The organism is Micromonospora sp. NPDC048905, assembly GCF_040649655.1.
Taxonomy (GTDB): domain Bacteria; phylum Actinomycetota; class Actinomycetes; order Mycobacteriales; family Micromonosporaceae; genus Micromonospora.
The window spans coordinates 26,088-38,112 of record NZ_JBEZFV010000020.1 but is presented as its reverse complement, the minus strand read 5'-3'; the positions used below and the strand labels follow the sequence as shown (position 1 = coordinate 38,112).

Annotated in this window: 11 protein-coding genes; 4 read left to right on the top strand and 7 right to left on the bottom strand. The window is 72.7% G+C overall.

Features of this window, described 5'->3' with window-relative positions; all coding sequences use genetic code 11:
• Positions 1-55: 55 nt before the first annotated feature.
• The 4 genes from AB0C01_RS31935 to AB0C01_RS31920 form a co-directional block, all read right to left on the bottom strand.
• Complete coding sequence (locus tag AB0C01_RS31935) at positions 56-1,435, bottom strand: hypothetical protein (RefSeq protein WP_357572894.1); 1,380 nt, start codon at positions 1,433-1,435, stop codon at positions 56-58.
• A 175-nt stretch (positions 1,436-1,610) separates the two neighbouring features.
• A complete protein-coding gene (locus AB0C01_RS31930) occupies positions 1,611-2,213 on the bottom strand; it encodes a dihydrofolate reductase family protein (RefSeq protein ID WP_357253362.1) in 603 nt (200 codons plus the stop codon).
• A 162-nt stretch (positions 2,214-2,375) separates the two neighbouring features.
• On the bottom strand, positions 2,376-3,641 hold the full coding sequence (locus tag AB0C01_RS31925; protein WP_357253364.1) for a GDSL-type esterase/lipase family protein: 1,266 nt from the start codon (positions 3,639-3,641) through the stop codon (positions 2,376-2,378).
• A gap of 136 nt (positions 3,642-3,777) precedes the next feature.
• Positions 3,778-4,386 carry a dihydrofolate reductase family protein gene (locus tag AB0C01_RS31920; RefSeq protein ID WP_357253366.1) on the bottom strand — a complete coding sequence of 203 codons (609 nt, stop codon included), beginning with the start codon at positions 4,384-4,386 and terminating at the stop codon, positions 3,778-3,780.
• A 104-nt stretch (positions 4,387-4,490) separates the two neighbouring features.
• Between AB0C01_RS31920 and AB0C01_RS31915 the strand changes: the two genes are divergently transcribed.
• On the top strand, positions 4,491-5,468 hold the full coding sequence (locus AB0C01_RS31915) for an aldo/keto reductase (protein ID WP_357253368.1): 978 nt from the start codon (positions 4,491-4,493) through the stop codon (positions 5,466-5,468).
• A 22-nt stretch (positions 5,469-5,490) separates the two neighbouring features.
• Here the strand turns inward: AB0C01_RS31915 and AB0C01_RS31910 are convergent, their stop codons facing one another.
• The gene (locus tag AB0C01_RS31910) at positions 5,491-6,234 is read right to left on the bottom strand and encodes a DUF2071 domain-containing protein (RefSeq protein WP_357253370.1); all 744 of its coding nucleotides are present in this window, start codon (positions 6,232-6,234) and stop codon (positions 5,491-5,493) included.
• Between the two features lie 14 nt (positions 6,235-6,248).
• A complete protein-coding gene (locus AB0C01_RS31905) occupies positions 6,249-7,415 on the bottom strand; it encodes a winged helix DNA-binding domain-containing protein (RefSeq protein ID WP_357572893.1) in 1,167 nt (388 codons plus the stop codon).
• A 239-nt stretch (positions 7,416-7,654) separates the two neighbouring features.
• Between AB0C01_RS31905 and AB0C01_RS31900 the strand changes: the two genes are divergently transcribed.
• The 3 genes from AB0C01_RS31900 (at position 7,655) to AB0C01_RS31890 (ending at position 10,149) form a co-directional block, all read left to right on the top strand.
• On the top strand, positions 7,655-8,578 hold the full coding sequence (locus tag AB0C01_RS31900; RefSeq protein WP_357572892.1) for a sigma-70 family RNA polymerase sigma factor: 924 nt from the start codon (positions 7,655-7,657) through the stop codon (positions 8,576-8,578).
• 114 nt (positions 8,579-8,692) lie between these two features.
• The gene (locus tag AB0C01_RS31895) at positions 8,693-9,577 is read left to right on the top strand and encodes an alpha/beta hydrolase (protein WP_357572891.1); all 885 of its coding nucleotides are present in this window, start codon (positions 8,693-8,695) and stop codon (positions 9,575-9,577) included.
• 110 nt (positions 9,578-9,687) lie between these two features.
• The gene (locus AB0C01_RS31890; protein ID WP_357253378.1) at positions 9,688-10,149 is read left to right on the top strand and encodes a DUF5709 domain-containing protein; all 462 of its coding nucleotides are present in this window, start codon (positions 9,688-9,690) and stop codon (positions 10,147-10,149) included.
• A gap of 63 nt (positions 10,150-10,212) precedes the next feature.
• On the opposite strand, the gene AB0C01_RS31885 is transcribed toward AB0C01_RS31890, so the two are convergent.
• Positions 10,213-11,793 (bottom strand): DHA2 family efflux MFS transporter permease subunit, encoded by a 1,581-nt coding sequence (locus AB0C01_RS31885; RefSeq protein ID WP_357572890.1) that lies wholly within the window; start codon positions 11,791-11,793, stop codon positions 10,213-10,215.
• Between the last annotated feature and the right edge of the window lie 232 nt (positions 11,794-12,025).

Sequence of the window (12,025 nt, the reverse complement as noted above, 5' to 3'; positions counted from 1 at the left end):
CCTTGGGGTTGGTGTCGGGTGCGGTGGGAGTCGTACGGGAAGAGGGGGTGCTGGGTCAGCCGAATGTCGCCTGGCGCGTGCGCCGCCGGCGCGCGCCCGAGCGGCGGGGTTTGTCGGCGGTGGGGCCGCGCCCGGCCCCGATCAGGCCGGCCCGGAACAGGCCGTGGTTGAGCCGCCGCTGCGCGGCGGACTCCAGTTCGTCGCGCAGGGCGCCGTCGCGCAGCAGCGCCTCGGGGCCGAGCAGGGCCTCGACGGTGGCCAGCGCGCCGGCGGTGTCGCCGTGGTCGAGCCGCGCCCGCACGTCGGGAAGGCACTCCGGTTGTCGGTGCGCCTCGTCGATGGCCCGCAGGCAGGGCAGTGGGGTCCCGGTGAGCGCGGCCAGCAGCTCCTCCCGGCGGATCTCGGCCGGGTCGTGGTCCAGCGCGGCGAGCACCCCGTCCACCAGGCCGATGCGATGCAGGGCGCCTCGGCACGGCACCAGGCGCGGTGCTGAGGCCCGATCCGACGCCACCGGGCCGGTGGACATCAGACGTTCGGGCACCAGCGCCGCCACGACCAGGGGATGCAGTTCGGCCGGCTCGATCAGCCCGGCGCGCAGCAGCGCCAGGTCGGGCAGCACCCAGGTCGCCGCGTCGGGCAGCACCGGCGGCCCGGTCCCGCCCGCCCGCGGGCCGACCTTTGCCACGGCGGACCGATCGCCATCCGCGCCCGCCACGACACCAGCTCGTGGGTCGACGTGCAGGACCAGCCGGCGTCCGGTGCCGAGCCGCACCGCGACGGCACCGCTGGTCCGTCCCTCGGCCGCGAGCAGAAGCGCCGCCTCGGCTGGCCACCGGTCGGTCGCGTACCGGTGCGCGTCGCGCGTCGTCACCAGTTCGTCGGGGACGCCCTCGGGTGGGAGCGAGGCCCGGCCCGCGCCCGATCGGCTGCGCAACTCCGTGGTCCGGCGCGCGTCGAACAGGTGGCGGTGCAGATCGAGACGGAACCGCTGGTCGGGGTGGGGATGTCGGCCCGACCCGTCCCACAAGCCGAGGCTGATCCGCTGCCCGGCATCCGCCCAGGCCGGTGGAGTACGGGCCACCAGGTGCACCGTGCCACCGGTGGGCTGCTCCGGGTCGTACCGGATCAGCGAGATGGTCAGACCCGGACGCAGCAGACCATCGGGGGCGACCCTCGGGAGGTGCCAGCGCAGCAGGTCAGGGGCCAGGTGACGGAGGTCGGCCCGAAGCCGTGCCGCCAGCTCGCGACCGTGGCGGTGGGCGACCGCCCGCAGGCTGATGTCGGCATCGACACGCGCGGCGGCACACGCCCCGCCCCAGTCACCGACCAGGCGGCGAGCACCCGCTCGCTCGATCATGGACGGCGGCACGGCGAACTCACGCACGCGCCGCCAGAAGGACAGTCGAGAATCCGCATCCGCGGCCCGGGAGTGCATCAGCACTCACCGTTCGCGGATCGGACCCCCCATCTGAAACGAGAGGAAGTGATCATCGCGGCGGAGCATACCGCCCCGGGTCCCGAGCACGCCAGAGCCGCGGTGGCGCGCAGAGCAGCGGCCCCGGCGTCAGGTCGAGCGGGGACCGACCCGAGCGGGCCGGTCCCCGCGGCGCTCAGGCCGTCGGGCGTACCCCGTAGGCCAGGTGGGTGACGCCGTTGCCCTCGACGACGCGCAGGGGGCCGTCGAGTTGCAGGGGCGCGATCTTCAGGTCGGCGAACAGGGGGATGCCGCTGCCGAGCACCACCGGCACGAGATCGACGTGCACCTCGTCGAGCAGGCCGGCCTCGACGACCTGGGCCGCGATGGTGCCACCGTTGACGCCCACCTCCTTGTCACCGGCCAGCGCCTTCGCCCGCTCGATGGCGCTGGCGATGCCGTCGGTGACGAACACGAAGGACTCGCTCTCCGGCTCCCACCCCGCCGGCACGCTGTGCGTGACGACCACGACGGGCACATCCATCGGGTGCCGGCCACCCCACCCCTTGGTCATGTCGAACAGCCGCCGGCCGACGACCAGCACGCCGGTCCGCTCGGTGAGCTCCCGCAGGTGCCGGGCGCTCGCCGCGGACGTCCGGAACGTCATCGCGGGGTTGGCCGTCGGCGTCTCGACGTCGCCGTTGTCGTACCACTGAAAGAGGTACTCGAAGCCACCGTGGGACGCGGTCGCGATGTAGCCGTCCAGCGACATCGTCGCCCCGGTCGTCACCTTCGTCATCGATCCACTCCTAGGTCCGTGCCGTGTCGGCCTTCGGGTGGGACCGGGTGTGTCCGGCCCTCACCCCGTGGTCGAAGCCGAAGCCGACGCTCTCGACACGTCCACCTGACTATTTTCGACCTCGCGCCGACCGAGGCCCGCCGAATGGCCGAGAGCTGGTGCTCAGCGAATCCGGGCGGCGACGGCGGCAGCGGCGACGGTCGCCCCGGCGTCGTTGAGGTGCAGGTGATCGCCGTGGTCGTACGCGGGCCGTAGGGCGTCCCGGTCGGCCGGATCGGCGAGGACCCGGTCGAGGTCGACGACGGCGTCGTACGCGCCGCCGGCGCGGATCCACCGGTTCACCTCGTCGCGGACCGCCTCGTTGGCCGGGGTGTCGTAGCCGGTCGCGTTCCTGATGGGCGGCATCGTGACGCCGATGATGGTGATCCGCTGGGCGTGTGCGGTCCGGATCAGCGCCCGGTGACCGTCGATGAGCTGCGCGGCGGTCACCACGGGCGAGGCGCCACAGCCGAAGTCGGGATAGCCGCCGCCACCGATGTCGTTGATGCCGATCAGGACGACCACCGAGCGCACACCCGGCTGTCCGAGGGCGTCGCGGCGGAACCGGTCGACGCCCCGCTCGCCGAAGCACGTCGAGTCGGCGAGCAGCTTGTTACCGCCGATGCCGGCGTTGACCACGGCCAGCGGGCGGGCGGCGGCGACCAGGTGCTCGGCCAACTGGTCCGGGTAGCGGTTGTCGGCACCCGGGGTGGAACCGTAGCCGTCGGTCAGCGAGTCACCGAACGTCACCACCGTCCCCCGGGTACGCGGCGACCCGGCGACGTCGACCCCCGCCAGGTGGTACCACGACTGGCTGGTCTCGCCGGAGAACGCGGCGCCACGGTGGTCGAAGCGGTGATCGCCCGCCGCGCGGTACGTGCTGGTGAGCCCGTCCTGGTGGTAGGTCGCCGGGCCGGTGGCGCCGGCGAAGTACAGCGTCACGGTCAGCGCCTCCAACGCCCGTACCGGCAGGAGCACCGGGTCGGAGGTGGCCTCGGCACCGACGGCCACGGTGGTCGAGCGCCGCCGGTCGAAGGTGACCGGGAGCAGGGTGCCGGGCCGGACCGCCGCCCCGGCGTCCGGCCGGCCCACGGTGGCGCCGGTCAGCCGCAGCGGTTGGCTGCCGTACCGGTTGGACACGCGGATCCGGATCAGGGATCCGGCCGCGCTGACCCGGACCACCTGCCGAACCGACTCGTCGGCGAAGCCGGGCACGGACCAGTTCGCGCCGAACCAGTCGTTGCCCGGTACGGGCTGGTGGTGGGCGACCGACCAGGCCGCCGACCAGGTGACCGGGTTGTCGCGGCCGGTGCTCGCGGCGTTCGCCGGGGCGGCCGACGCCAGCAGGAGCAGGGCGGTGAGTACGGGAAGGAGGCGACCTGTCGACATCGACACGGGAGTGTCCCTTCGGAAGCTGCGGTGGGTGAACGGCCGCCCGCGGTGGCCGATGGGGTTCACCCTGCGCCGGCCGCCTTACCGTCTGCTTACGGTGTTCTGGCAAACCGTCCGCCCTACCCGCGCCTCGCTACAGAACGCTGCCGTACGACGGCTCGCCCGCCACCTCGTACGCGGCGTAGACGACGCCGGCCTTGGTGGTGCGCGACCCGGTCAGTCGCAGCCCCGCCGGGGCGGTCCCCTCGGCGAAGAGCCGCTTTCCCTGGCCCAGGACGACCGGGAAGATCAGCAGGCGGTACTCGTCGACCAGCCCGACGGCCTGGAGCGTACGTAGCAGGTCGCTGCTGCCCTGCACCAGCAACTCACCGTCGGTGCGCTGCTTGAGCGCGGCGACGGTCTCGGCGGCCTCACCCACCAGGACCTCGGTGTTGCGCCAGTCGGCGGTCATCGGGCTGCGCGTCGCCACGTACTTCGGCATGCTGTTGATCTTTGCTCCACCGTCCTCGTCGGGGACGTTGGGCCAGTGCCCGGAGAGGGTGTCATAGGACCTGCGGCCCAGCAGCAACCCGTCCGCGCGGTCGAACACCCCGCCCATGATCTCGCCGAAACCCTCGTCCACATGCGGCGGCAGCCACCCGCCGTGCGGGAACCCGAACGAGTCGTCCTCGCCGGGTCCACCGGGGCCCTGCATCACGCCGTCCAGGGACAGGAACGTCCCCACCACCAGCTTGCTCCCCACGTGGCAGCTCCAATCGCAGGTCAGAGGCAACGGTCAATGGACCGACCCTACTGGTCCGCCACACCGTGTGCGGGCTGCCCGCGCCGGGTCGTAGCGTGGGGCGCATGCGAACCACCACGCTGGGCAGCGCAGGTCCCGAGGTCGGCGTCATCGGCCTCGGCTGCATGGGCATGACCCACGCCTACGACGTCACCGGCCCGCGCGACGACGACACCTCGGTCGCGGTCATCCACCAGGCACTCGACCTGGGCGCCACGCTCATCGACACCTCCGACGTGTACGGGCCGTACACCAACGAGGAGCTGGTCGGGCGGGCGCTTGCCGGCGGTCACCGCGAGCGGGCCGTCCTCGCGACGAAGGCCGGTCTGGTGGTCACCTCTCCCACCGGTGGCCCCGGCAACCTCGCGAAGATCGGCAACAACGGCCGCCCGGAGCACATCCGCGCGGCGATCGACGACAGCCTGCGCCGGCTCGGCACCGACCACGTCGACCTCTACCAGTTGCACCGCGTCGACCCGGAGGTGCCCATCGAGGAGTCCTGGGGTGCGATGGCGGAGACCGTCGCGGCGGGCAAGGCACGGCAGATCGGACTGTCCGAGGTGACGGTGGCCCAGATCGTGCGGGCCCAGGCGGTGCACCCGGTGGCGTCGGTGCAGTCCGAGTTGTCGCTGTGGACGCGCGACCCGCTGGCCGAGGTACTGCCGTACTGCGTCGAGCAGGGCATCGCCTTCCTGCCGTTCTCCCCGCTCGGTCGCGGTTTCCTGGCCGGCCGGTTCACCTCGTTCGACGATCTGCCCGCCGACGACTTCCGCCGCGGCCTGCCCCGTTTCCAACAGGACGCGCTGCGCGCCAACCTCGCCATCGTCGCCCGGGTCCGGGAGATCGCCGACCGGGCCGGGGTCAGCCCCGCGCAGGTCGCCCTCGCCTGGGTGGTCGCCCAGGGCGCCCAGGTCATCCCGATCCCGGGCACCAAGACCCCGAGGTACCTGGTGGACAACTGCGCCGCCGGCGACGTGCGGCTCAGCGCCGAGGACCTGGCCGACCTGGACGCGTTGCCCGCACCCGAGGGCGGCCGCTACTGAGGCTGCGGCGGCCCGGCACCGCTCAGCCGGGCCGCCGCAGTGCCACCGGCGGGCCGAACCTGACCCGGACGCCGGGCGAGTAGAGCACGCTGACCGGCGGCCCGACCGGTGCCGGCAGCCCGGCGGCGGCGACCAACTCGTCGTCCAGGTGCAGCAGCTCGGCCCGGTGCAGCGGCCAGCGCGGATGCCAGTTCGGCAGGTGCAGGGTGCCCCCGTGAGCCCGCGTGTGCAGGCCCCAGCGCGCGGTGACGAAGTGTTCTAGGGGGGTCGGGTCGGCGATCCGCTCCCCCACCCGCACCGCCATCGCGCTCGTCGTACCCGCCGGCCCGGGCCAACGTCGCCGGCACCGGTAGCTGCGGCGGTCGCCGTCGTGGTCCAACCGCATCGACGACCAGAGGTACGGCAGCCGCAGAGTCGCCCGCGCCACCAGCACCGGCAGCAGGCGGGACGCGTCCAGCGAGCGGAACACCACGGCTCGCCGGCCGGTGTCGTCGACCGAGTAGAGCCGGACGTTGGTCTCGGCGAAGGTGCCGAAATACGGCACACCCGGACCGCGGCCGAAGCCCAGCCCGACCATCCGGAAGCCGATCAGGCCGACGAAGCTCACGCCGTCCATCGTGTCCGGGCGGGTGCCGGCCGGCAGCAACGGCGCGACGATCTCCGGGGCGACGGCCCAGTGCAGGAAGGTGAGGTCCTCCCAGCGTTGTCGCAGGACCGCCCAGGGGAACGCCTGCCGGGGCGCGTGGTCGACCGGCTCGATGTTCACGCCCTCATCCTGACTCAGGCATGCGGGCCGACGTCCACAGTTCCGATTGTCAACGACGGATTGCCTTCCAGAATGTGGCCGATCCGCTCGACCTCCTCCTCCAATGCCCGGCGGCGAGCGGCGCCGAGCGCCCGCAACGGCTCGACGGTGATGCGGATCGTGCGCCCGGAGCGGCGCTGGTGCCACACCCCGGCGACCGTCCCGTCCACGAGCAGCACCGGAAAGTTGCCGGCCTGTCCTCCGGCCAGCGCCCGCTCGGCGGCGGCCCCGGGAAAGAGCCGCTCACGGGGGTGGCAGCCGACCGCGTACGCGTCGAAGTAGGGCAGCAACCGCAACCCGGACGGCGGTTCGTCCGGAAAGTCGGTGTCGCCGGCGGCCACCCACGCCCGCGTGCCGGCGACGGTGACCTCGGCCAGATCCAGCGACCGGAACACCCCGGTCGCCCACCGCTCGGTCGCCGACAGCCACTGGGCGAACTGGGCGGGAGTGGCCGGCCCGTACGCGTGCAGATAGCGCCGGACGAGGTCGGCCAGCGCCGCCGGGCCGGGCATCGGCGTGAACCCGGGCAGCCAGCGGGCCGGACTGGTGTAGGTCGTGGCGCGTCCCCGGGTCGGGCCGTGGCACATCACTCCGCCCCGGGTGGCGGCCGACATCGCGGCCATCCACCGGGGCCACTTGTCCTGGAAGGCCTCCATGACCCGCTCGCCCGCCCACGAGCCGGTGCGGGCAACGACCTCCTCGGTCAGCTCGGCACTTGTCAGCTCGGCCTCGGCCAACGCGTCGGCGATGGCCGCGAGGACCTGCTCGGTCTGCTCGGCAGTCAACAGCCCACGGTTCTGCTCCCACGGCGGGGCGGGCATCGCGCTCAGCGCGCCGGTCCACATCGGCAGGTCCGCGGCGGCGAGCAGGTGCACCGTCCCGCGCGGACCACGGGTCTTGACCAGGGTCCGGTCGCCCCACACCGCCTGGCGCACCAGGGCACGAGTGGCGCCCGGGACGCGGAGCCCGACGGACAGTTCGGCGGCCGAGGCGACCTGGGCGTGCGCACCGCACATCGTGGACACCACGTCGGCGACGCGGTCCACGTCCGGGTCGGCGTCCGGCGCGGACGCCGCCGGTGCCGAGAGCCCGTGCCGCGCCAGTCGCCGGGCGGACACCTGCGCCCAGCTCAGCTCGGTCACCGCAGGCCCACGCGGACGTCGGCCGCAGACGAGGGCGGGGCTTCGAGAGCGCGTCCAGTCATGCCTCCCACGCTACGACCGACGTACGTCACTTTTCGGCAGCCGCCGTCGGCGTCGGACGACCGTCCGGGTTCCGGCCCAGAGATTGATGCCCTCACGCGTCGTAGGCTGGGAGGGGCGACAGGCACCGAGCAGACCGCCCAGACCGCCGCGAATGGGACGCACTGGAGGATGTAGGCGTGACGCAGGGTGACACGGAGCTGGTGGTGCTCGCGCAGGCGGGCGACGCGGCGGCGCTCGGTGCGCTGCTGGCCCGTCACGAGGCCGAGATGCGGGCCGTGGCGCTCAGCGTCCTCGGCTACGGGCCGGACGCCGAGGACGCGGTGCAGGACGCGATGCTGGTGGCGCTGCGGCGGATCGGCGACGTCCGCGACCCGGCCGCCGTCGGCCCGTGGTTGCGCGCCATCGTCCGCAACAACAGTCGGACGATGCTTCGCGGCCCCAGAGCCGTCCCGGTCGCCGAGCCGGAGTGGTTCGCCGGCCCGGCCGACACACCCACCCCGGAGGAGGCACTGGACCGGGGCGCGATGCGCGACTGGGTGTGGCACGCCATCGGGCGGCTGTCCGAGCCGGACCGGCTGGTCACGCTCCTGCGCTACTTCAGCGACGCGTCCTCGTACGAGCAGATCGCGGCCGTGTGCGGGATCCCGGTCGGCACCGTCCGCAGCCGGCTCAGCCACGCCCGCCGTGCGCTCACCGGCGGCCTGCGCACGGCGGCGGACGCCGCGCACACCGACGTCGCCGCGGCGAGCGAGTCCCGGTGGCGGGAGGGTCGCGACATGATCGCCACGGCGATGGCCGGCGACTTCGACCGGGTCGTGCGCGAGAACTGGTGGCCGCACGCCGAGATGCTCGTCCCGGGTGGCCCGCGCGGTGGCCGTGACCTGGCGGTCAACGGCATGAACCGCGACCTGACCGCCGGGGTACGCCAGCGGCTGCGCAATGTCGTGGCCAGCGGCGACGTGCTGATCTGGGAGACCGACCTGATCAGCCCACCGGACGACCCGGAGCACTGTCCGCCCGCGGCGCTGTGGTTGCAGGTGCTGCGCGAGGGGCGGGTACGCCGCCTCACCCTCTTCCACCCCGTGCCCGCGCTGCGCTGAAAAAACGTCTCCGACCGAGCGAACTTTCCCGTCGACCCACGCATCTGGTCCGTGTCATGCACCAGTCGCCGTGCCGGCACACGCCCGGGCGGGTCTCGAATCGGGAGATAGTTCATGGGTTCCACCAGCCACGACGTCAGCGCCCTCGCACCGGGCGCCCACACCTTCCTCGTCGACGGCGTCCGGCAGGTCTACCACGTCGCCGGCACCGGCCCGGTGTGCGTGGCGCACTCCGGCGGCCCCGGCATCGAGTGGGCGTACCTGCGGACGCCGAGCCTGGAAGAGCACTTCACGATGGTGTACGTCGAGCCGGTCGGCACCGGCGCCTCGGGGCGCCTCGACGACCCCGCCGACTACCGTCTCGACACGTATGTCCGGTTCCTCGACGCCGTCGTCCAGCACCTCGGCGCACCCCGGGTGTACCTCCTCGGGCACTCGCACGGCGGTTTCGTCGTCCAGCGGTACGCGCTCGCCCACCCGGACCGGGTCGCCGGTCTCGCCCTGTACGACACCTCACCCGTCACCGGCGCCGAGTTCTGGGCCGAGGCGATGACTGGGCTGGCCGCGTACCCGCAGCGGCACCCGGACCGGCCGGAGGCGGCGGCGGTCCCGGCGGCCTTCGGACAGATCGGCGCCGCCACCGACGACGAGTCGTTGGCGACGGCCCTGCGCGCCGCCCTTCCGGTCTACTTCGCGGACTTCTGGGGCCGACAGGACGAGTTCGCCCCGTTCCAGGCCGCCGTCCGGATCTCGTTGGCCCCGGCGAGCGCACAGGACCCGACGCCCTTCGACGTGCGGGAGAACCTGGCGGAGATCGCCGTGCCCGTCGTGGTGATCGTCGGCGCGTACGACTTCATCTGCCCCCCGCGCCGCGCCGAGGAACTGCACGCGGGCCTCAAGGACTCGCGGCTGGTGCTGCTGGAGCAGAGCGGGCACTTCGCCCACATCGAGCAGCCGGCGGAGTTCACCGCGGCCGTGGTCGAGCTGCTCACGCGCTGAACCGGTGCGGCCGAGGTCGGTTCGTCACAGCGGGCAGGCCTCGGCGCTCGCCGGCGTTGCACGGTCATAGGCTGGGCACTTTGGTGCACCGTGACGAAGAGGAGACCGCCGTGAGCCAGACCGAGCGGATGGATTCCGTCGACGAGTGGAACGTGGCCGAGGACGACGGAGTCCTGGACGCCTCCGACACCCTCGACGACGACCGGGTCGGCGACCCCCTCGACACCGGCATCGTCGCCGAGGACCACTGGACCGCCGCCAACCGGTTCGGCACCACGCCGGCCGAGGAGCGGGCGGGCGAGTCCGTGGCGCAGCACCTCGCCCAGGAGGTGCCGGATGTCGACCCCTACGCCGAGGGCGGCGACGACGAGGACGAGCTGACCCGCCGGGGGTACGAGAGCGAGGCCCGCGCGGGCCGCCTCGTCGCCTACGACGAGGGCGTCCGGGAGGACGACGAGGCCGAGTCGGTGGCGTGGGACGCCGGCATCGACGCGGGCGGGGCAAGCGCCGAGGAGGCCGCGATCCACGTGGTCGAGGACCCGGACGGACCCGGCGACGGCCCGTTGCGCTGAGCCACTGCCGCGCCCGCCGCGCTCACCTCCGGAGGAGGCGCTGAGCGCGGCGGGCGCGTCGCATCAGTGGATGACGACGGGCGTCCGGACCTGCTCGCCCTGCGGGTCGTCGAGCTGCGCCGGCTGGCGTCGGCGCGGCAGGAACGCCGCCGGGATGAGCGTGAGCACGACAAGCGCGAACCCGACCCAGAACGTGGTGGCGAACGACTTGGCGGCGAAGTCGAGCCCGCGCTCGATGATCGACGGGTCCACCGGCATCTGCTGGAGCAGCTCCGGCCGCTGCTGGGAGGCGATGGCCAGCCCGGCCTCGGTGATCGGCTTGCCGCTCTCGTCCACCAGGCCGGGGATCGGCCGGGATCCGTTCAGCTCGTTGGTGAGGATCACCGACATGACGGCGGCACCGACCGAGCCGCCGATCTGCTGGAGGATGTTGACAAGCGTCGAGCCGCGCGCCACGTCGTTTGCCGACAGCGTCCGCAACGCCGACGTCATGATCGGCATCATCGTGCCGCCCATGCCCAGTCCCATCACGAACAGCGAGCCCTCGAGCAGCAGGTACGAGGTCTGCGGGTCAACCTGGGTGAAGCCGAAGAACCCGACGACGATGAGCGCCAGCGCGAACGGGACGGTCCGCCCGATCGGCACCCGGTCGGCCAGGATGCCGGCGATCGGCATGGTGAGCAACGCGCCGATGCCCTGCGGGGCCATCAACAGCCCGGCGGTCAGCGTCGTCTCGCCACGCACCTGGAGGAAGTAGCTCGGGAACAGCAGGCCGGCGCCCATGAACGCGATGATGAACACGAACAGCGTCACCGAGGCGATGGTCAGGCTGCGGTTGCGGAACAGCCGCAGGTCGAGCAACGGGTGCCGGGGCTTGAACGAGTAGAGCACGAACGCCACCACCAGCGCGCCGCCGACGAGCATCGGCGCCCAGACCTTGGTCGCGGTGAAGGTGCCCGCCTCCGGCAGCGACGACACGCCGTAGAGGAAGAGCGCCAGGCCCGGCGAGAGCATGAGCATGCCGACGAAGTCGAACGACTCGGACGGCTCGGGGGCGTCCTTCGGCAGCGCCATCTGCGCGTAGATCAGGCCGACGACGCCGATCGGCAGGTTGATCAGGAAGATCCAGTGCCAACTGGCGGTGTCGATCAGCCAGCCGCCGAGGATCGGGCCGCCGATCGGCCCGAGCAGCATCGGGATGCCCAGGACGGCCATCAGTCGGCCGATCCGGTGCGGTCCCGCCGCGCGGGTCATGATGGTCATGCCCAGCGGCATGAGCATGCCGCCGCCGAGGCCCTGGAGCACGCGGTAGCCGATCAGCTCGCCGATCGTGTCGGCCGTGGCGCAGAGCCCCGACCCGATGGTGAACAGGGCCAGCGCCACCATGTAGAGGCGCTTGGTGCCGAACCGGTCGGCCGCCCAGCCGCTGAGCGGGATCACGGTGGCGAGCGCGAGGGTGTAGGCGGTCATCGTCCACGCGACGCGTGCGTACGACGCGTCGAACTCGTCCTGGAATTTGGGCAGCGCCACACTGACCACTGTCACGTCGAGGATCGACATGATCGCGCCGAGGACGACGACGCCTGCCACCTTGAGCACCGCGCCGTCGAGTTTGTCCGATGTCGCGACGGATTGCTGTGTCACTAACTCTCCTGTAGTCGATTGAGCGCCGAATGGTGGGTGGTGGCGACGTGCGTGCCTGCGTCGGCGCGTGGCGCGACGTACCGGGGCGACGACGCGCGCTGGCAGACTAACCGTCAGTTGTGACGGTTCGCCGCCGGGTTTCGTGACCACCTGGGGGCGCAATCCGATCGGCCGTCCCATTTGGGCCGGACGTCGGGGTGTCGATCAGCGAGTAGCACCGCGAGCTGGGGCA